The organism is Pseudomonas sp. B21-009 (assembly GCF_024749345.1).
GTDB lineage: Bacteria > Pseudomonadota > Gammaproteobacteria > Pseudomonadales > Pseudomonadaceae > Aquipseudomonas.
In genome coordinates this window covers 4,690,947-4,710,545 of the sequence record NZ_CP087199.1, presented here as the reverse complement: position 1 = coordinate 4,710,545, position 19,599 = coordinate 4,690,947, and the positions used below count along the sequence as shown (strand labels likewise).

Sequence of the window (19,599 nt, the reverse complement as noted above, 5' to 3'; positions counted from 1 at the left end):
ACCATGCAAATATTCAATCAATGGCGCTGCGCCCTGGCGCTGGCCCTGTGCATGAGTGGCAGCGCGATGGCCAGTAGCGGCAACCTCCTGCAACCTGGGCAAACCGTCAGCGCCAGCTTTGCCCAGGGCCAGCAACCGGTCTGGACCTTACAGCTAAAAGCCGGCGACCTGGTTCAGGGGCGGCTGCAGGGCGATGCCAGCCTGCGCCTGCTCGATGCCCAGGGCCAACCTGTACGGCTGCTCATCGATGGTCAGGACCAGCCGCGCGAGTTCATTTTCATCGCCGAGCGCGATGGCGCCTATGGCCTGCGCGCCGAGGCGCTGGCCAGCCGCGCGCAAGCCACTTATGCACTGACCCTGAAGCAAGTCATCGCGGCCAGCGAGCAGAAGCGCACGGCCGCCCCGTTGCCAAGCCCGACCCTGCGCGAGTTGCAGCAACAGCTGGCTCAGGGCGCGAGTACCGAAGCCTTCTGGCAGGCCCGTCAGCAGCAGGGCACGCCGATGGTCGAAAGCGTGGCAGACCAGCCCGGCATGGCCCTGGTGACCTTCCTCTGGCGCGGTGCGCGGGACAACGTGCGGGTGTTCGGCGCGCCCTCGGGCAATCATGATGAACTGCAACGCCTGGGCGACAGCGACGTGTGGTTTCGCAGCTATCGGCTGCCGGCGTCTGCGCGCCTGAGCTACCAGATGGCCCCGGACGTGCCGGCCTCCGATGATCGGCGGATGATCCTCGCCAGCACCCGCCGCGATCCACTCAACCCCAACGGCTTTGCCGATGGCAGCGGTGACCCGTTCCTCTCGCGCTCGCGCCTGGAGCTGCCGGCAGCACCGGAGCAACCCTGGGTTGCCGAGCGTCCCGGCATTGCTCGGGGCAGCCTGGAACGCAAGGTGTTGAGCAGTAAATTGCTCGGCAACGAGCGTGACGTTTACCTGTACCGCCCGGCGCAGTGGCAGCCGGGCGCCAAGGGCCAGGGTTTGCTGGTGCTGTTCGATGCCCACGCCTATACCCGCCAGGTGCCGACCCCGACGATTCTCGACAACCTGATCGCCGATGGCCTGATCGCGCCGACCGCGGCGCTGATCATCGCCAACCCCAGTGACCTCAGCCGCCAGCAGGAACTGCCGCCCAACCCGCAGTTCGCCCGCTTCATGGCTGAAGAACTGATGCCCTGGGCGCGCCGGCAAGGTCTTGCGGCAGCGTCAGAACGCACGGTGGTGGCCGGTTCCAGCTACGGCGGCCTGGCGTCGGCCTACCTGGGCCTCAAGCACCCGCAGCTGTTCGGCAATGTCTTGAGCATGTCCGGTTCCTACTGGTGGGGGCGCGAAGGCGAGGAGCCCGGCTGGCTCACCCGCGAATACGTCAAGGCGCCTAAGCAGCCGTTGCGCTTCTACCTACAGTCGGGCCTGTTCGAAGGACCGAAGATCCTCGACACCAACCGCCATCTGCGTGACGTGCTGCTGGCCAAGGGGTATGCGGTGGAGCAGGTCGAGTACCCGGCCGGGCATGATTACCTGCAGTGGCGGGGCAGCTTGCCGTGTGGCTTGATCAGTTTGATCGGCAACGTTGCGCAAGTGCCCGAGGCCTGTCAGCTCCGGTAATGGCTCGATCGCGGGGCAAGCCCGCTCCTACCCATCTGTAGGAGCGGGCTTGCCCCGCGATGCCGTTTCCATCCCCGGCACCGTTGCCCTGCGACTGCGATTGCGCCACAACCGATACGCCCGGATCCCCGAACGCACCGAGCCAAACAGCAAGCCGTTCTCCATCTCCCGGGCGATCCCCGAGCGCACCAGCATGCGCAAGAAGCGCCCGCGTGCCCGGGCGATACCGAAGTAGATGCCGCGGGCTGTCAGGGTATCGCGCACCTCGCGCAGGGCCGCAATACCGCTGACATCGATGGAACTGACCGCTTCGGCATCGAACAGCACCGCGCGCGGCTGCTCCTCGCGCTGCACCGCCTCGAGCAAACGCATCTTGAAGTAGTCGGCATTGAAGAACAGGATCGCATCGTCAAAGCGATACACCACCAGCCCCTGCACCGTGCGCGCATCCTGGTGGCGGCGGATGTCGACCTGGCCTTCGATGCCCGGCACCCAGCCGAGCACCGCATCGGTAGGCTGGTAGATGCTGTAGAGCAAACGCAGGATCGCCAGGGTCACAGCGATGATGATGCCTGGCAGCACACCGACGCCGAGCACGCCGACGGTAGTCAGCACGCACAGCCAGAACTCGAAGCGGCTGAGGCGGTAGATTTTTTTCAGCGACTGCACATCGATCAGCCCCCAGCCGGCCATCAGCAAAACCGCACCGAGGGCAGCCTGGGGAATCCAGGCCATGGGCGTGGTGAAGGCCAGCAGGATCAGGGCGATGACCAGGGCGGCGATAATCCCCACCAACTGGCTTTTACCGCCGACCATGTCGTTGACCGCGGTGCGCGAGTCGGCGCCGCTGATGGCAAAGCCCTGGGAAACCCCAGCGGCGATATTGGTGACCCCGAGAGCAAGGAACTCATGGTTGGCGTTGATCGCATAGCCATGGCGGGCAGCAAAGCTGCGGGCAGTCAGCATGGCGCTGCAAAAGCTCACGGTGGCGATACCCAGGGCGTCGCGCAACAGGCTTTTCATTTCTTCCAGATTGGTTTGCGGCCAGGCCAGTTCCGGCATGCCGGCCGGCACCGGGCCGAGGATCGCCACGCCAAAGCGGTCGAGGCCAAACAGCCCGACTACCAGGGTGGCCACTGCCACGGTGACCAACGCCGCCGGCAGGCGCGGGTAGCGGCGCGGCAACCAGATCAGCAAACCCAGCCCGGCAACGCCGATCACCAGGGTCAGCCAGTGGATTTCGCCCAGGCGCTGCAGCAGGTTGATCAGGCTGAGGACAAAGCCGTTACCCTCGATCTGAAAGCCCAGCACCTTGCCCAGTTGCCCGGCCAGCAGGCTCAGGCCGATACCGTTGAGGTAACCGATAAGGATCGGTCGCGAGAAGAAACTGGCAATGAACCCGGCTCGCGCCAGCCCGGCACCGATCAGCATCAGGCCAACGAGGATGGTGACAATCACCGACAACTGCGCCAGCCGCGCCGGGTCGCCCATGGCCAGTGGCGCAATGGCCCCGGCGACCATGGCGCAGGTGGCGGCATCCGGGCCGACCATCAACTGCCGCGAACTGCCGATCAGCGCATAGACCATCATCGGCAGGATGCACGCGTACAGCCCGTACTGCGGTGGCAGGCCGACGATCTGCGCATAGGCGATGGCGATGGGAATCTGGATCGCCGCCACCGACAGGCCGGCCTGCAGGTCATGACGAAACCATTCGCGGCGGTACTGCAACAGATTGGCCAGGCCAGGCAGCCAGCGGGAGAGAAACATGCACGGATCCTTTCGAGTGTTTCGCGGTGGGCTATTAAAGCGCAGCGCGCGGCGCCTGGGCAGGGCGCCAAGTCAAAAACACTGCTGTTAAGTCTGGCTCAAGCCGTGGAGAATGCCGGCCGATTACAGGGACAGTGAATGGATACCGATGGAACGCAGGATCAATTGCTGGAAAAAGCGCGCAATGTTGCTGAGCCTGGCCTGGTGCTGTAGCGCCCAGGGCCAGGGCGACATCTTTGGTAGCGGCGGCGACGTCGATGGCATGTTGACCCTTGGAGCCACGTTTTATCTGCCCTTCATGCTCACTGGCGCAACCACTTATGGACCCACCATGGCCTCTGAGGCCAGTTCCGGCAAAGATGGCAAACGCGTGATGGCGCAGGCTCGCGACGATACTGCGGCGTTCATTGCCAGCGACGGGGCTTACCGGGGTGTCTATCTGGAATCGGCGTTGAACTGGTTGCGTAGCGAAGGGCGTGCGCCAGGCGCAACGGATCGCGAGCTGGCCAAGGGAATACTGGTGCTGGCAGCAGCCGAAGCGAAGGGGATCTAGCGAAACAGCCACCAGGGCGGTGGCCAAGGCCTCAGCGGCGCTGAAACCTGAAGGAAGCTGGAGCGGGTGAAGGGAATCGAACCCTCGTTATCAGCTTGGGAAGCTGGAGTAATGCCATTATACGACACCCGCTTTCAGGGCTGACTTTGTACCAGAACTTCGTCGCGATTTGAAGCCCTATGTTGCTTAAGCGTCATCTGCCGGTGGCCAGTAGCGCGAGGTCGTGCATCTTCTGTTCGGCCTTTGGGGCCGTTGATGCAGGAGGCTGCGCTACCGGCGACCGTGTCGCTCAGATAGCCAGTGCATGATGCTCCTGGGTGTAGCTGTAACGCGGGCGCGATTCCTTCAGGGCCGGTTTGAGAAAACCCAGCAGGGCTTCGCGGGTATCGCGGCAGGCGGCCTTGTGTTCCATGTCGAGGAAGTGGCCGGTGGCGCGGATCTCGCGAAAGTGGCTGTTGCGCACGTGTTGGCCGAACTGGCGGGCATCTTCGGTGGTGGTGTATTCGTCCCACTCGCCATTCATGAACAGCACTGGAATGTCGATCACCCGCGCCGCCCGCAGGGCATTGCCCAGGTCGTGGTCGAGCACCTGGTTGATGTGAAAGTGCATCTGCGCGTATTCGTGGTTGTCCAGGCTGCTGACGTGGCGGTAGTTGAAGCGCTTGAACAGCGACGGCAGGTGCTTGCCGATGGTGTCGTTGACCAGGTTGCCGACCCGGTAACGATCGCAAGCGCTCAGGTACTGGCAGCCGCGTTCGAGGTAGTCGCGCATCGGTTCGTTGATTACCGGCGAGAACGAGCTGACCACCGCCTTTTCGATGCGCCGCGGCTTGTGCGCCAGGGCCAGCAGGGTGCAGGCGCCGCCCCAGGAGAAGGACATGACATGATCGGCGCCAAAGTGGTCGATCAGCTCCAGGAGGATCTGCCCTTCGGTTTCCTTGGTCAGCAAATGTTCGTTGCGGTTGTGCGCTTTGGACTTGCCGGCGTAGGGCTGGTCATAGAGCACCACGTTGAATTGCGGGTGCAGGTTGCGCACCGTCTGGGCAAACGAGGCCGTCGTGGCCAGCGAGCCATTGATCAGGATGATCGTCTTCTCAGCGGCATCTGCGCGATAGAACTCCGTGTAAACCCGATACTGACCTTGTATATCAAGCACAGCGATTTCTGGCCTCATGTCGTCGACTCCTGGCGCAAAAAGGGTGTTCGCACATGCAAGGATGCGCGTTCTTTATGACAGGTAGGCATACGCCTTGAAGAGAAGCTGAGGGCCCTGGTCGATCCATGTGGCACGTTGGTCGACCGGTATTGTTCTAGGAGGGCAATTCGCCGGACGCCGGGGCTTCGAGGCACTGGTCGCTGGCAAAAAGGTGTCTTGGACTACAGTCGTGACTGGCTGGTCACATGCAGACCGACGATTGGATTCAAGCAGGCACCCGGGCAACCCGCAAGTGCCGTTGGGACAATTGACGAAAATTTTCCGCCAGGCGGTCGCAGGCTCAGATTGCCCGGATTTCTTCAGGGTAGAGCGCGCGGTACTGACCGGGCTGCAGGTTGGGGTCCAGCTGCAACGGGCCCATGCGTTCGCGGTGCAGGCGCACGACCTTGTTGTCGAAGTGGCCGAACATGCGCTTGACCTGGTGGTAGCGGCCTTCGACGATGCTCAGGCGCGCGCTGCGTGGGCCGAGCAAGGTCAATTCGGCGGGCAGGGTGGTGAGGTCTTCAAAGGCGAAGTAGAAACCCTGGCGGAATTTCTCGATGTAGTGCTCGCCGATCTCCTGCTCGGTCTCGACGTAGTAAACCTTGGGCAGCTTGGTCTGCGGCTGGGTCAGGCGACGCGACCACAGGCCATCGTTGGTCAGCAGCATCAGCCCGGTGGTGTTGAAGTCCAGGCGCCCGGCGATGTGCAAATCTTCGGTGTCGGCTTGGTCGATCAACTCGATCACCGTGGGGTGCTGCGGGTCCTGGGTGGCGCTGACGCAGCCCTGGGGCTTGTGCAGCATCAGGTAGCGCAATGGGCGCCCGGCCTGCAGCAGTTGCTCGTCGACCTCGATGCGGCTGAATTCGCGCACCTCGAAGCGTGGATCGCTGACCTGCTGGCCATCCACGCGCACGCGCCGTTCGACCAGCAGCAAACGCACGTGCTGACGGCTGAAGCAGGGCAGGTTGCTGAGGAAGCGATCGAGACGCATACAAAACCAGGTGCAGGGCGCGACAGTTTAACCGGCTGGCGTCGCCTTGGCTGCCTGCAATTGCGCCTCGACCTCGGCGCAGCGCGGGCACAGGCAGGCCTGGTTGCGCAGTTCGGCGGGCAGGGCTTCGAGTACCTTGGGGTCGATGCTCACGCCGTAGCACCAGCAGGCCTGGGCGGCCGTGCGCGGGTCGGCCAGGCTGCAATCGTTGCTGGCGCCGCAGGCGGGGCAGCGGCGGCTGTCATTCATGATCGGGGCTGTTCATGGTCGGTTCGGGGTATCTCGCTGCAGACACGGTTGCGCCCACTTTGTTTGGCCCGGTACAGGGCACGGTCGGCGCGGGCGATCAGGCTGTGCAGGGTATCGTCGGCCTGCAGGTTGCTCAAGCCGATGCTGGCGGTCAGGTGGATCGGCTGCTCGGCATAGGTAAAGGCCAGGGCCTCGGTCTTGCTTCGAATCTTCTCGGCCACCGCCGCGGCGTTCTGGCTGTCGGTGTCCTTGAGCAGCACGATGAATTCCTCACCACCCCAGCGGCAGATGATATCAGCATGGCGCAGGCATTCCTCCAGCACCTGGGCGAACTGGCGCAGCACTTCGTCGCCGGCCAGGTGGCCATGGGTGTCGTTGAGCGCCTTGAAGTGGTCGAGGTCGATCAGCAGGGCGATCAGCGGCTTGGGTTCGCGCTGGGCTTCCTGTAGCGCTTGCGCGGCCAGCAGGTCGAAGCCACGGCGGTTGGGCAGGCCGGTGAGGCTGTCGAGGGTGGCCAGGGCTTCGATGTTGTCCTGATGGCGCTTGACCATGGCATTGAGCAGCGACAACACCACCAGGGTGATCATCGCGCAGATCGCCAGGTTCAGGTACAGCGACTGGCGAATGGCATCCATGGCGCCGTCTTCGCGCTTGTCGACGAACAGGTACCAGTTCAGCTCCGGCACCAGGCGCACGTTGAGGAAATGACTATGGCCATCGCTGCTGTTGTATTCATGGCTGCCGCTGACCGGTTGCGGCATTTGCCCGAACCCGTCCAGCTCGGCCAGTGGCTGGCCGGTCCTGGCACCATGGGGACCGCCATTGGAGCCGGTAAGTACGATACGCCCCTGCGGATCGACGAAGAACACCTGGCGCTGATAGCGCTGCTGGTAATCGTCGATCAGGCGGATCACCGCCTCGACCGTCAGGCCGATGCCGGCAACGCCGATGAACTTGCCGTCGTAATCGAACACCCGGTAGTTGATGAACACCGTGAGGCGGTCCTGGTTGGCCATGTCGAGGTCGACGTTGATCTCGTAGGGCGTGTTCATTTTCAGTACCCGCTGGTACCAGGCATCACGGGGTTCTTGCGGGTCGATTTTCTTCAGAACGCCCTTGGTCTGGTAATAGATACCGCTGTTGCTGGAGACGAAGAACGCCGTATAGGCGTGGTGCTGGCGCATGATTTCGTCCAGGTAACGGGTGACCTGGGCGGTGTCGCGCTCGCCGCCCAGGGCCCAGTCGCGCAAGAAGGTGTCGTGAGCCATCATCGACGAGATCAGGATCGGGCGTACCAGGTCTTTCTGGATTTCCGAATAGACCGTATCGGAGGTCAGCGGCAGCTCGGTGTTGACGATGTTGTCGCGAATCGAGCTGCGTGAGGCGAAGTAGCTGAGCAGGGAGGTCGCCAAGAAGCCGCAGGCGAGCAACAGCAGTAATGTCAGGATCAGCGAGCGCTGCGAAAACAGGGCGGAACGAGGCGGCATGACATTCCCGGTCTGTAGGCCAATGGCCTTCATTCTAGTGGTGTGGCAGAAAAATAACTTTACGATTTTTAAGGGTATCGGCCTTGTATCAATTTATTGCAGCAATGGCACCGGACCTGGTTTTGACAGTCTTATTCAATGTCGATGAACACTTGCCGATCGACGCCGACCAGCGCCGCTGGGATGGGCAGTTTCGCGGTCCGGGAGGCCGCCATGTATCGCCGACTTTTGCTGCTTGCAGTGTTGGGTTTGCTGACCACCGCCTGTGTCCCCTATGGAGGTAACGGTTACTACCGCACCGAGGTCTACACCGCCGATCGCTATGGCTATCCGGGTTACTACCGGCCGTCGTATCCCTACAGCCGCGGCTATTACCTAGCGCCGCAGCCGCGCTACTACGTGGCACCACCGCCGCGTTACTACGCGCCGCCACCGCATTACTACCGTCCGGCGCCCCACGGCTATTACCGGGAAACGCCGCATAACTACTACAAGCCTTACCCGGGGCGCGGCCATGACCGCTACCGCCAGGGATCGTCACGTCACGAGCGCAGCCGTGACGGCTGGCCGGATCGCAACTGGCGCCGCTGAGGCGCCATTCAGGCCAGGTCCGCCAAGGGGTGACGACCTTCCCACGCCTTGCTGAAATGCGCTTCAACCACCGCCGTTGGCACCTGGGCGATATCTGCCCAGTGCCAGCGCGGTTTCTGGTCCTTGTCGATCAGCCGCGCGCGCACCCCTTCGCTGAACTCAGGATGCTGGCAGCAATTGAGGCTCAGGGTGTATTCCATCTGGAACACCTGGGCCAGCGACAGGTACTTGGCACGCTGGATTTGCTCCCAGACCAGGTGCGCGGTCAGCGGGCAGCCTTCGAGCATGGTCTGCGCGGCCTTGGCCAGCAACGGGTCGGCGTGGTTGCGCAGCTGGGCGATGGCACGCCAGGCGCACACCGGGTCGGCGACATCGAGCAAGGCGTCGATCTGCTGGCGCCTGGGCAGCCACTGGGCTTCGGGCCTTTGCGCCTGGGCGCCGTGCTGCTGGGCCTTGAGCAGGCTATTGAGCTGCAGGGCGGTCTGCTCCTGCCAGTTCAATTGCAGCAGGTCGTCGAGCAACTCTTCCTGCTGGCTTTCGCCCAGCAGACGGTCGGCCAGGCCCAGGTCGAGGGCATCGCTGGCGTTGATCGGCGCGCCGGTAAGGCCGAGGAACAAGCCCAGTTTGCCGGGCAGGCGCGACAGAAACCAACTGCCGCCGACATCCGGATACAGGCCGATGCTGATCTCCGGCATGGCCAGGCGGCTGCTGGGAGTGACCACGCGTACACTGGCCCCCTGCAACAAACCCATGCCGCCACCCAGCACATGGCCGTGGCCCCAGCAGATCAGCGGCTTGGGGTAGGTATGCAGGCGGTAGTCGAAGCGGTATTCGGCGGCAAAGAACTGCGCCGCCAGGGGCGGTACCCGGCCGGGATGGTCAAGACAAGCCTGGGCCAGGCTGCGCACCTCGCCACCGGCGCAGAAGGCCTTGGCGCCTTCGCCGCGCAGCAGCACGCAGACCACATCCGGGTCATCGGCCCAGGCCTTGAGCTGTTCGTCGAGTACCTCGATCATCGGCAGCGACAAGGCATTGAGGGTTTGCGGCGTATTGAGGGTGGCGACGCCGATGCGCGCGCCGTCGACGCCGGTGAGTTCTTCGCACTGTACTGCAGCCATGGGCGACCTCTTGGTTGATCCGCACAAGTATGGCCGCTGCTAGCGATTTCGGCGGTCGCCGGTCGGATCGATTGACAAGCGCAGGCGGCTTTCCTAGTGTCGCGCCATTGTTTTACGGACCCGACCATGACTGACGACGATCGCATCAAACTTGAACCGAGCTGGAAAGAGGCCCTGCGCGCCGAATTCGACCAGCCCTACATGCACCAGTTGCGCGAGTTCCTGCGCGAAGAGCACGCTGCCGGCAAAGAGATCTACCCGCCGGGCCCGCTGATTTTCAACGCCCTCAACTCCACACCGCTGGACCAGGTCAAGGTGGTGATCCTCGGTCAGGACCCATACCACGGCCCCGGCCAGGCCCATGGCCTGTGCTTTTCGGTGCAACCGGGGGTAGCGACGCCGCCGTCGCTGGTGAACATCTACAAAGAGTTGCAGCGTGATCTGAACATCGAGATCCCCAAGCACGGCTGCCTGCAATCCTGGGCCGAGCAGGGCGTGTTGCTGCTCAACACCACCATGACCGTCGAGCGCGCCAATGCCGCGTCTCATGCCAACAAGGGCTGGCAGTTCTTCACTGATCGCATCATCGAAGTGGTCAGTGAACACCAGCCCAACAGCGTGTTCCTGCTCTGGGGCGCCCATGCCCAGAGCAAGCAGAAACTGATCGATGCCACCAAGCACCTGGTGCTCAAGTCGGTGCATCCATCGCCGTTGTCGGCCTACCGGGGCTTTCTCGGTTGCGGCCATTTCAGCCAGACCAACCGTTTCCTCGAGCAGCGCGGGTTGTCCCCGATCGACTGGCGTTTGCCGCCGGTTTAACGCCGGGTACCTAGCATTTTTGTCAGTTTCGGCCGATTTGAAATAGGCATCTAATACTTCCAGGTTTTCCACGGCAGTCAGCTACAGGCTCGCTGCCACGGTCTTCTTCGCTGGAAGGAACTGTCGCCATGGGTTCGGACGATTCTGATGCTACTGATGAACCGGTAAATCCCCGGGAGCGCTACGCCGCGCCGTTCGTTCCGGCCGCTATGGAGTTGACAGAAGATGACGTGCTGGGGCATTTGGTCCGCAGGGAAGACCAGTTACGTCCATTGGAAATCAGCATCAGGGAGATCTGGGCGGATTACAATGCCGCTCCTCCGGGCCTCGATACGACAGTCGAATTTCTCTGGCGAGGCGATGTAGTTGAAACATTTACCTTTTCTCAGCCAGTGATCCCGGATGATGTGATCCCGGTTGTCTGCAAGATGCCCTCGGAGTACATGGCGGCGCCTGGCCCCGCCCGGGTCGAGTACCGCGTTACGGTATCGGTGAACCCGTCCACTTCGCACGCAACGCACCTGTTCATCGATAAACAGGCGCCCAATGGCGACGAAGAAGGTACACCCCTGCAGTTTGACCAGGAAGTCCTGATCAGCGGCGTTACAGAGGATTATCTCAGCCGGCACGACACGGTCGATGCCCGGGTCGAGCCTTGGCCAGATATCAGGGTGGGCGACCTGCTGACCTACTACTGGGAAAAGTTGCCCGTTATCGATACGGATGAGCAACCACGCGAACTGCCCTATGCCGGTGAGTTGCACATCACCGATGTCAATGCGCCGATCATTGTGCAATACGATGCGATGCTGGTCCGAGAGAGCGGTTCAGGCCCGCATAACGCCTACTATCGCCTGGAAGATCGAACCGGTAATCGCGGGCCAACGTCCGAGGTCCAGCCAATTGAGGTAGTGCTGGATGAATTGCCGGGCGACCTGCCTGACCCTCGGGTGCCCAGGTTCGATGTCGATGGGCTGATTGACCTGGAAGATGCCCGTGCAGGTGTCGAGGTTCACATCGACGTCATCAGCGACGCACTGCAAGGCGATCAGGTTCAGGTCTACTGGCGCGGGCTGGCGCTTCGCCTCATCACCATTGCCGAGAACCAGCAATGGCCTTTGAGGGCCCCGGTCAGTTGGGCAATTCTAGCGGCGGGAGGCTTTGCTGCACCTTTTGTTGATCGGGTGCACTACACCTGGCGACGCGGTGGGGCTTCGCTCACCTCTTCGACCTTATGGGTAGACATCGACCTGACGGTGGCCGGTCCGCCTCCCGGTCCGGATCCGGTCAACCCCTTGTTGCTACCGGCTGTAGTCAAGGGCACGACAGCCGATAATGTGCTCACAGGCGCCGATGCCGGGCAGGACGCGCGCGTCGAGATCCTTCTGTATGACAACCCGCAATTCGGTCAGGTGCTGGAGTTGTTCTGGGGCAGTCATCCGCAGGCGGTGGATCGCTACGAGGTGAAGGCTGAGGATGTTGGTGGGCAATTGATCGTGCTGAGGGTTCCTTGGGCGATTATCTATAGTGTCGGCAATTCACCTGCCCTGCCGATGCAGTACACCACGTTCAATGGGGTTAACCGGCAACGGTCGCCCATAACACCCGTGCGTGTCGAGGTGCGAGTCATCGAAGGCCTGGCGCCCGCCACCTTTCCAGATGCCAAGACCAATCAATGGATACGTTGCGAAGAACAGCCATGGTTGGGCGTTCGGGTAGAGATCCCCAAAGACCCGCAACTGCAGGTGGATGACAAGCTCATCCTGCTTTGGGAGGGCGACTACAACCAATCGGGCAATAACCCGATCCCTGGAACCCAGGCACGTTTTGAGCATGTTCTGACCCGCGAAGACCTCGAGGCCGAGCATGGCTACAGGTTTACCGTATTGCCCTACGACCCGCTGATCAAGTTGGCGGCTCGAAGTGAGCCGGGTGGGGGGGGCGGTAATGTCCGTTATCGGCTGGAGAAAGGCGACGGTAGTGGTGTGGGGGAGTCGGAGTTGGCACGTGCGAGGTTGTCAGTCATCGATCTGAGTACGGGCCTGTATTGTGATCAAGAGGCGTGAGCACTGTGTTCAAGGATGTTGACTCAATACGCTGAAGTGATTGCTCAGTTGCAATAAACAAGACGACGTTTTGCTCTGAAAAAAGGTTTGGCTTTGCCCCCGCAATGCCGTTGCTTGGCAGGACGGCGGCTGGGTCGACTGAGGTGCTGATGGTGTTCCAAGCCTATTTCTATTTGCAGGAGATACCAAGATGACCAAGTTTGAAGCGACAACCAAGGCGTCAGCCGAAAAAGCCAAAACACGGGCCCCACAGTCTAGAAGTTTTAGAAACTTGTTTAATCCACCGGTGCCTATTAATACTGAGCAAAATATTCCCGGGGGACAGATTAATCTGCTGCGTACACCGAAAATCCCGGAAGGACTCGAGGTGGAAATTCCGGCTTTCACTACAGTGGGGCCGCCCGGCACAATCGATACGGTAACCGTTTATATTAACGAAAGGCCGGTTCACAGCGTTGAGTTGCCGGTCCCTCATGTGATCACATTTCCCATTCCGGTGACGCTGCAAGACCCAGTGCTTGAGTCGCACGGTGAGAAAGTTGTCTATTTTGACGTCGTCAACTCGATAAATCCCAATGATGGAGTTTCGCAGAATCTTACGGTAACAGTCGACAGGCTTGATCCCAATCTTGGTGTTTTCCCAACGGCCATCATTCTTCCGGAGGACCTGCCGGATGCCACGGTGACGCCGGAGTATCTGGAAGCGCACGACGATGAGCTGGTGTTACAGATTCCAGATTACCTTGACCCGCAAGCGGGTGACTACTGGGCGATTCTCTTTGGTGATGAGCAGTCCCAGCCGAATAAAGGCGGGCTGGTCAGCGAAAGGCCTATCAACGTAGTGCTGACAAAGGAGGAGCTGCTCCTTGCCGGGCCTGGCACCAAGCAGGTGACCTATATACTGGAAGACCGGGCCGGCAATCCGACCAAGCTGGCATACCGCCAGCAAGTGTTCGTTATCCTTGAGCCAACACCTATCGACTTGTTGGCGCCCAGGGTGGATGCTGCGCCCATTGACATTGTCGAAGCACGTGAGGGCGTGCTGATCGAGGTGGATGAGTATACCAATGCGGCGTCGGGTGACGAAGTGCGCGTTTACTGGAATGATATCTATGTGGATCGGGTCTTCCTGCCGCCCACGCCTAACTGGCCTTTACCGTTTACGGCACCGTGGGCAGTCATCTCCAGTGGCGTCGAAGGGACTGCGCATATGGCCCAGGTGCGCTATGAAGTCATCCGTAGCAAGGCCTATCCCTCCCCAGTACTGGATGTGGAAGTAGACCTGGAGCTGATTGGGCCGCCTAACCCGGGCGAACCCGATCCGGTCAACCCGACGCTGGATGTTCCGCTCCTGACCTCGTCGACGGGGGAGCTGAATCTTTTGCGCCCAGAGGATGCAGGCCAGCCTGCCGACGTCAGTTTTGCCCTTTATGATCCTGCGCAAACGGGGGAGGTTATTCGGCTTTACTACGGCCCGGAAAACCTGTTGGTGGCCACCTACACAGTGCTGAGCACAGACAATCCCGGTGACCCGATCGAGTTGCAAATCAGCTGGGACGATATTGTCACGGTCGGCAATGGAACGGACATTCCGCTGTTCTATAAAATTTTTGCCAATGCGACCACCACCAACTTCCAGTCGTCGGGCAGTCAATTGGTGGATGTCAGGGCCATTCCATTGGCAGAGGTCAACGCGCCTGAGTTGAATTTGCTCGGTACCCAAGCGGGTATCAGTTGTTCCGATTTTCCATGGCGAGGCGTTAATGCAAGGATTCTTGATGCTCAAAATCTTCAAGTGGGCGACATCGTTACTTTGTACTGGCTGGGCCTTGAAGGTTTTACAAATTCGCAGCCTGTCGAAGAAACGCGTTCATCTTTCCCACGGGAAGTGCTCAATCAAAACGAAGTTGACACCGGGGTAAATCTTACGATTCCATGGATTCCCTGCATGGAGCCGCTGCGCAGCGGTTTTGTCGAGCTGTATTGGATTCAGGAACGTGGTGGCGAGGATATTGGCCGTTCCCCAGTGAAGTCTTACTACTACTTTGGCCTACAGGGGACCGCACTTTGCCCAGGAAGGCCATAAGCTGAGTGTTTGATGATGAATGAGGCCGAGCAATGCTCGGCTTCATTTTTTTCTATATAAACGCAACACCACCTGTTGATTGCGCCTACTTTTTATGAGGAATATTCCTACATAAGATTCTGTCAGAAGTTTCTATTCTGCGCTCCGAACAAACGGGGCTTGAACTAGTTGGCTCTGTTTAATCCGGAACTGAATAGTCTCAATGCTGCGGAGTAGAATCTCATGACCAAGCCAAGCATCTTCAAACCCTCGGCGCTTTCGTGCGCCTTGCAGGCAGCCCTTGTCGCACCTTTGGTGATGGCATCGGCTCAGGCCCTGGCTATCACCAAGGTTGTCGAAAGCAACCAGACCTTTACCGCTACCTCGGGGACGCCGTCCTACAACTATCGCGTATTGGAAAATGCCACTCTGAATGTCCAGGGTGCGCGTACCGAGCACATCCAAGTGCGCAAGGGCCAACTGAACATCGAGGGTGGCACCGTCACTGCCGTCGGCTCGAACAACGCTATTGCCCTGGTGAGCAGTACCGCCCGTATCGCCAACGCACGTATCGATAGCGCCCAGGGCAACGGCCTGACGGTTGGCCGATTGCTCGATGGTTCGGCGACCGGGTCCGCGGTCCAGGTCCAGAGCAGCGAAATCAACGGTGGCCGATTCGGTGCAACCCTCAGCGCCTATAGCAATCTGTCGCTCAAAGACTCGAGCCTGACCGGTGCTACGGCTGATGGTCTGTTGATGATCGGCGGCCAGGCCCAGGCGCACAACAGCGTGATCAAGGGCGCCGAGAGCGGTGTGCGTTTGTCTCATGAATACTATGGCTCTGAAGCCAACGAGCAGGCCCCGACGTTGCTCCTGGACAACAGCAAAGTAATCGGGGGGACTGGAGCGGCCCTGGTGGTGGATTCTGCAACCACCGCCCGTATCGACGTACTCAATGGTTCGAGCCTGGAAGGCGCCAATGGCACCCTGCTTGAGCTCAAGAACGGTGGTTAGGCAGAGATGCAGATTGGCCGCAGCGACCTGGTCGGCAATATTCAGGTAGGCGATGGCAGCACTGCGCAACTGACCCTGAGCAATGCCAGCCTGGAAGGTGATGTGATTGCCGCCACTGGCGGCGCGGCGCAACTGAGCCTGAACGATCAATCGCTGTTCAAGGGGCGCCTGGAAAACGTCGACGCATTGGCGCTCAACGGCGACAGTACCTGGGCGCTGGTGGGTGACAGCCAGGTTGAACAATTGAGCCTGCAGGGCGGCCATGTGCAGTTTGGCGAGCCTGGCCAGTTCTATCGCCTGGACCTGGGAGAGTTGTCTGGCAACGGCACCTTTCATATGTCGGCTGACTTCGCCACTGGCGAAGGCGACCTGCTCAATGTCAGCGGTCAGGCCAACGGTCAGCACACCCTCGCTATCAGTGCCAGTGGTCACGACCCGGCCGCTGTCGAGCGGATCACCGTGGTCACTACCGGCGGCGGCGACGCCGAATTCAGCCTGTTGAACGGTCCTGTCGACCTGGGTGCGTTTTCCTATGACCTGACCAAGGAAGGCAACGACTGGCACCTGGACACCGAGAAGAAAGTCATCAGCCCCGGTACCCGTTCGGTCCTGGCGCTGTTCAACACTGCTCCGACCGTATGGTACGGCGAGCTGTCGTCGCTGCGCACCCGCATGGGCGAGTTGCGCTACAACGAAGGTAAAAGCGGCGCCTGGGGCCGTGCCTATGGCAGCAAGTACAACGTTGCCGAGTCGTCTGGCACCGCCTACAAGCAAACCCAGCAGGGCTTCACCCTGGGTGCCGATGCCCAGGTGGGCGACAGCCAGTGGCTGGTCGGTGTGCTGGCCGGTCATAGCAAGTCCGACCTGGACCTGAGCCGCGGTACCACCGGTACGGTCGACAGCTACTACGCCGGTGCCTACACCACCTGGCTGGACCAGGACAGCGGTTACTACTTTGACGCGGTGGCCAAGGTCAACCGCTTCGACAACAAGTCCAAGGTGGCGATGAGCGACGGCAGCCAGGCCAAGGGCAACTACAAGACCAACGGTGTGGGTGCGTCGGCCGAGTTCGGTCGTCACATCAAGCTCGATGACGGCTACTTCGTTGAACCTTTCGCCCAAGTGTCGGCAGTGAGCATCCAGGGTGCGTCCTACGACCTGGACAGCGGCCTGAAGGCTGAAGGTGACCGCACCATGTCGGTACTCGGCAAGGCCGGTGCCACGGTAGGTCGCAACTTTGATCTTGGCGAGGGGCGCTTTGCCCAGCCGTACCTGCGCGCTGCCGCGGTGCACGAGTTCGTCAAGAACAACCAGGTCAAGGTCAACGACAACGTGTTCAACAACGACTTGTCCGGCTCGCGTGCCGAGGTCGGTGCCGGTATTGCCGTGTCGCTGTCCGAGCGCCTGCAGTTGCATGCCGATATCGATTACAGCAACGGCGACAAGATCGAAAAGCCGTTCGGTGCCAACGTCGGCGTGCGTTTCACCTGGTAAGCGCGTAACTGAAAAGAGGAAGCCTTGGCTTCCTCTTTTTTTGTTTCAGTCGCAGCGTTTGTCCCAGTGCCTGAACAACGGCTCGGCCAGAAACAGCACGAACAGCAAACGCATCACCTGTAGCGCCGTGACCAGTGGCACCGACAGTTGCAGGGTTTCGGCGGTCAGGCTCATTTCGGCGATGCCGCCGGGCATCATGCCCAGGGTCAGCGAGCGCAGGTCGAGGTTGGTCATGACACTGAGCACACCCGCCGCAAGGCCGGCGATCAACATGGTCAAGGCTGTGGCAATCAAGGTGCGCCCGAGAAACGACGGTGCCCGGCGAAAGAACGCGCGGTTGAAGTGACAACCCAGACCGCTGCCGATCAGCCATTGGCCGATCTGGCTGGCGCCATCGGGCAGGGCCACCTGCAGGTTGGCACTGACACTGGCCACCGCCGCCACCAGCAACGGCCCGAACAGCCACGGGTTGGGTTGTTTCAAACGCTGCCAGCCCAGGGCCAGCAACACCCCCAGCGGGCAGATCACTACCAGCCAGCCCCAGTGCACGCTCCCGGCGTGGGTCAGCGGCACGCCATTGCCGAGCAAAAACTTGAACAGCGCCGGCACACACAGCACCACCGCCAGCACCCGCAAACTCTGCGCTGCCGCCACCTGGCTGAGCACCGCACCGTTGCGGGCGCCGAGGTTGACCATCTCCCCGGAGCCACCGGGCATGCTGGAAAAGAACGCTGTGGCGCGGTCTTCGCCAGTACGGCGCAGCAACCACACCCCGACCACACTGGAAACACTGGTGATCAGCGCCCCGCAGAAAATCAGGCCGAAGTTGCTCGCCACCTGCTCGACCACAGCCGGGGTGAAGTGCAGGCCGATCCCGATACCAATGATCCACTGCCCGCACTTGCGCCCGCCGGGGATCTCGCTCAATTGCCAGGGCGTCAGGCAACGCACGAGGATGATCGCCAGCAACGAGCCGACCATCCACGGCAGCGGCCAGCCGACCCTGCTTGCGAGGTAACCGCCGGCCAGGCCGACCAGGCCGGTGGCCCAGTACAGTTTCAAGCGGCCATCAGACATCGGCCAGGGCACGACGCTGAAGGCTGCGCTTGCGCCAGATGCGCAGCAGCGGCAAAAGCATCATGGCGATGGTCAGGCCCCACACGCTCATGCTGATCGGGCTCGACCAGAGGATGTCCAGGGCACCATTGGAAATCGACAGCGCGCGGCGCAGGTTCTGCTCCATCAGCCCGCCGAGGATGAAGCCCAACAAGATTGGCGACAGCGGGAAGTCCAGCTTGCGCAGGATGTAACCGAAGATACCGATGCCGATCATCAGGAACAGGTCGAAGGTGGTGGCATGCACCGCGTACACACCGATCGCGGTGATGATCGCGATCACCGGCACCAGCGCCCAGTTCGGCACGGCGAGGATGCGGGTGAAGATGCGGATCATCGGGATGTTGAGGATCACCAGCATGATGTTGGCGATGAACAACGACGCGATCAGGCCCCAGACGATGTCCGGTTGCTGGGCGAACAGCATCGGCCCCGGGGTGATGTTGTACAGGGTCAGGGCGCCGATCATCACGGCGGTGGTGCCCGAGCCGGGTACGCCGAGGGTCAGCATTGGCACCAGGGCGCCGCAGCAGGAGGCGCCGATGGCGGTTTCCGGTGCGGCCAGGCCGCGCTTGTCGCCCTTGCCGAAGGTGCCGCTGGCACCGGCGATGCGCTTTTCGGTCATGTAGGCCACGGCGCTGGCCAGGGTTGCGCCGGCACCGGGCAGCACGCCCATGATGAAACCGAGCAGGCCGCAGCGAATGTTGACGACGAGTACCGAGGCCGCTTCCTTGAAATTGAACAGCATGCGCCCGGTGGCTTTCACCGCTTCGTGGCCATGGTGGGTTTTTTCCAGCAGCAGGAGAATCTCGCTGATGGAGAACAGCCCCAGCACCAGCACCACGAACTGAATGCCATCGGCCAGGTGCACGCTGTCACCGGTGAAGCGGTACACGCCGCTGTTGGCGTCGATGCCGACACTGGAAAGAAACAGCCCGATCAGCGCGGCGATGAAGGTCTTCAACGGCCGGTCGCCGGCCATGCCACCCAGGCAGACAATGGCGAACACCATCAGCACGAAATACTCCGCCGGGCCGAAGGCAATCGCCCATTTCGCCAATAGCGGCGCGAACAGCACCATGCCGCAGGTAGCGATAAAGGCGCCGATGAACGAACTCCAGGCCGACAGCGACAGCGCCACCCCGGCCAGGCCCTGGCGGGCCATGGGGTAGCCGTCGAGGGTAGTCATGACCGTCGACGCTTCACCGGGGATATTGAGCAGGATCGAGCTGATCCGCCCGCCGTATTCGCACCCCAGATACACCGCTGCCAGCAAAATCAGCGCCGACTCCGGCGGCAGGCCGAGAGCGAAGGCAATCGGAATCAGCAGCGCCACGCCGTTGATCGGGCCCAGGCCCGGCAGCAGGCCGACCACGGTGCCGATCAGGGTGCCGGCGAGGGCGGTAACCAGGTTGTAGGGGCTCAGGGCGACGCCGAAGCCCTGGCCGAGATAACCAAGCGTATCCATG

The 19,599-nt window shown here is 61.4% G+C and carries 16 protein-coding genes and 1 tRNA gene; 8 read left to right on the top strand and 9 right to left on the bottom strand.

The window, feature by feature from the left end:
* Positions 1-3: 3 nt before the first annotated feature.
* Positions 4-1,599, top strand: a complete 1,596-nt coding sequence (fes, locus tag LOY34_RS21700) for an enterochelin esterase (protein WP_230090894.1) — start codon at positions 4-6, stop codon at positions 1,597-1,599.
* A gap of 27 nt (positions 1,600-1,626) precedes the next feature.
* Here fes and LOY34_RS21695 read toward each other — a convergent pair whose 3' ends face one another.
* Positions 1,627-3,369 carry a SulP family inorganic anion transporter gene (locus LOY34_RS21695; protein ID WP_045197579.1) on the bottom strand — a complete coding sequence of 581 codons (1,743 nt, stop codon included), beginning with the start codon at positions 3,367-3,369 and terminating at the stop codon, positions 1,627-1,629.
* 148 nt (positions 3,370-3,517) lie between these two features.
* Between LOY34_RS21695 and LOY34_RS21690 the strand changes: the two genes are divergently transcribed.
* The gene (locus tag LOY34_RS21690; RefSeq protein WP_258664028.1) at positions 3,518-3,922 is read left to right on the top strand and encodes a DUF2388 domain-containing protein; all 405 of its coding nucleotides are present in this window, start codon (positions 3,518-3,520) and stop codon (positions 3,920-3,922) included.
* Positions 3,923-3,980: 58 nt separating this feature from the next.
* Here LOY34_RS21690 and LOY34_RS21685 read toward each other — a convergent pair.
* From LOY34_RS21685 to LOY34_RS21665, 5 genes are all read right to left on the bottom strand, one after another.
* Positions 3,981-4,054: transfer RNA gene (locus tag LOY34_RS21685), tRNA-Gly, on the bottom strand.
* A gap of 157 nt (positions 4,055-4,211) precedes the next feature.
* Positions 4,212-5,096, bottom strand: a complete 885-nt coding sequence (locus LOY34_RS21680) for an alpha/beta fold hydrolase (RefSeq protein ID WP_045197581.1) — start codon at positions 5,094-5,096, stop codon at positions 4,212-4,214.
* A 322-nt stretch (positions 5,097-5,418) separates the two neighbouring features.
* On the bottom strand, positions 5,419-6,111 hold the full coding sequence (locus tag LOY34_RS21675) for a pseudouridine synthase (RefSeq protein WP_195884907.1): 693 nt from the start codon (positions 6,109-6,111) through the stop codon (positions 5,419-5,421).
* A 27-nt stretch (positions 6,112-6,138) separates the two neighbouring features.
* Positions 6,139-6,360, bottom strand: coding sequence for a cysteine-rich CWC family protein (locus tag LOY34_RS21670; RefSeq protein WP_045197585.1), 222 nt, complete (start codon positions 6,358-6,360; stop codon positions 6,139-6,141).
* Complete coding sequence (locus LOY34_RS21665; RefSeq protein WP_195884906.1) at positions 6,357-7,847, bottom strand: sensor domain-containing diguanylate cyclase; 1,491 nt, start codon at positions 7,845-7,847, stop codon at positions 6,357-6,359. Before LOY34_RS21665 ends, LOY34_RS21670 begins: the two co-directional genes overlap by 4 nt.
* 213 nt (positions 7,848-8,060) lie before the next feature.
* Between LOY34_RS21665 and LOY34_RS21660 the strand changes: the two genes are divergently transcribed.
* Entirely contained in the window at positions 8,061-8,438 is a 378-nt protein-coding gene (locus tag LOY34_RS21660) for a hypothetical protein (RefSeq protein ID WP_195884905.1), read from the top strand.
* A gap of 8 nt (positions 8,439-8,446) precedes the next feature.
* On the opposite strand, the gene LOY34_RS21655 is transcribed toward LOY34_RS21660, so the two are convergent.
* A complete protein-coding gene (locus LOY34_RS21655; protein WP_195884904.1) occupies positions 8,447-9,556 on the bottom strand; it encodes an enoyl-CoA hydratase/isomerase family protein in 1,110 nt (369 codons plus the stop codon).
* A gap of 126 nt (positions 9,557-9,682) precedes the next feature.
* Between LOY34_RS21655 and ung the strand changes: the two genes are divergently transcribed.
* The 5 genes from ung (at position 9,683) to LOY34_RS21635 (ending at position 17,014) form a co-directional block, all read left to right on the top strand.
* A complete protein-coding gene (gene ung / locus LOY34_RS21650) occupies positions 9,683-10,375 on the top strand; it encodes a uracil-DNA glycosylase (RefSeq protein WP_195884903.1) in 693 nt (230 codons plus the stop codon).
* Positions 10,376-10,503: 128 nt separating this feature from the next.
* Positions 10,504-12,441: a hypothetical protein gene (locus LOY34_RS21645; RefSeq protein WP_195884902.1), complete on the top strand. Its 1,938-nt coding sequence runs from the start codon at positions 10,504-10,506 to the stop codon at positions 12,439-12,441.
* 190 nt (positions 12,442-12,631) lie between these two features.
* A complete protein-coding gene (locus tag LOY34_RS21640; protein WP_195884901.1) occupies positions 12,632-14,527 on the top strand; it encodes a hypothetical protein in 1,896 nt (631 codons plus the stop codon).
* Positions 14,528-14,749: 222 nt separating this feature from the next.
* Complete coding sequence (locus LOY34_RS27610; protein ID WP_408980892.1) at positions 14,750-15,520, top strand: hypothetical protein; 771 nt, start codon at positions 14,750-14,752, stop codon at positions 15,518-15,520.
* A gap of 6 nt (positions 15,521-15,526) precedes the next feature.
* The gene (locus LOY34_RS21635) at positions 15,527-17,014 is read left to right on the top strand and encodes an autotransporter outer membrane beta-barrel domain-containing protein (RefSeq protein ID WP_408980891.1); all 1,488 of its coding nucleotides are present in this window, start codon (positions 15,527-15,529) and stop codon (positions 17,012-17,014) included.
* 45 nt (positions 17,015-17,059) lie between these two features.
* Here the strand turns inward: LOY34_RS21635 and LOY34_RS21630 are convergent, their stop codons facing one another.
* Positions 17,060-18,091, bottom strand: coding sequence for an AbrB family transcriptional regulator (locus LOY34_RS21630; protein WP_093380044.1), 1,032 nt, complete (start codon positions 18,089-18,091; stop codon positions 17,060-17,062).
* On the bottom strand, positions 18,084-19,598 hold the full coding sequence (locus tag LOY34_RS21625; protein ID WP_195884899.1) for a tripartite tricarboxylate transporter permease: 1,515 nt from the start codon (positions 19,596-19,598) through the stop codon (positions 18,084-18,086). The genes LOY34_RS21630 and LOY34_RS21625 overlap by 8 nt, the downstream gene beginning before the upstream one ends.
* Between the last annotated feature and the right edge of the window lies 1 nt (position 19,599).

Coding starts and splice junctions, on each gene's coding strand:
- fes (WP_230090894.1), top strand. CDS start 4: ATGCAAATATTCAATCAATGGCGCTGCGCCCTGGCGCTGGCCCTGTGC.
- LOY34_RS21695 (WP_045197579.1), bottom strand. CDS start 3,369: ATGTTTCTCTCCCGCTGGCTGCCTGGCCTGGCCAATCTGTTGCAGTAC.
- LOY34_RS21690 (WP_258664028.1), top strand. CDS start 3,518: ATGGAACGCAGGATCAATTGCTGGAAAAAGCGCGCAATGTTGCTGAGC.
- LOY34_RS21680 (WP_045197581.1), bottom strand. CDS start 5,096: ATGAGGCCAGAAATCGCTGTGCTTGATATACAAGGTCAGTATCGGGTT.
- LOY34_RS21675 (WP_195884907.1), bottom strand. CDS start 6,111: ATGCGTCTCGATCGCTTCCTCAGCAACCTGCCCTGCTTCAGCCGTCAG.
- LOY34_RS21670 (WP_045197585.1), bottom strand. CDS start 6,360: ATGAATGACAGCCGCCGCTGCCCCGCCTGCGGCGCCAGCAACGATTGC.
- LOY34_RS21665 (WP_195884906.1), bottom strand. CDS start 7,847: ATGCCGCCTCGTTCCGCCCTGTTTTCGCAGCGCTCGCTGATCCTGACA.
- LOY34_RS21660 (WP_195884905.1), top strand. CDS start 8,061: ATGTATCGCCGACTTTTGCTGCTTGCAGTGTTGGGTTTGCTGACCACC.
- LOY34_RS21655 (WP_195884904.1), bottom strand. CDS start 9,556: ATGGCTGCAGTACAGTGCGAAGAACTCACCGGCGTCGACGGCGCGCGC.
- ung (WP_195884903.1), top strand. CDS start 9,683: ATGACTGACGACGATCGCATCAAACTTGAACCGAGCTGGAAAGAGGCC.
- LOY34_RS21645 (WP_195884902.1), top strand. CDS start 10,504: ATGGGTTCGGACGATTCTGATGCTACTGATGAACCGGTAAATCCCCGG.
- LOY34_RS21640 (WP_195884901.1), top strand. CDS start 12,632: ATGACCAAGTTTGAAGCGACAACCAAGGCGTCAGCCGAAAAAGCCAAA.
- LOY34_RS27610 (WP_408980892.1), top strand. CDS start 14,750: ATGACCAAGCCAAGCATCTTCAAACCCTCGGCGCTTTCGTGCGCCTTG.
- LOY34_RS21635 (WP_408980891.1), top strand. CDS start 15,527: ATGCAGATTGGCCGCAGCGACCTGGTCGGCAATATTCAGGTAGGCGAT.
- LOY34_RS21630 (WP_093380044.1), bottom strand. CDS start 18,091: ATGTCTGATGGCCGCTTGAAACTGTACTGGGCCACCGGCCTGGTCGGC.
- LOY34_RS21625 (WP_195884899.1), bottom strand. CDS start 19,598: ATGGATACGCTTGGTTATCTCGGCCAGGGCTTCGGCGTCGCCCTGAGC.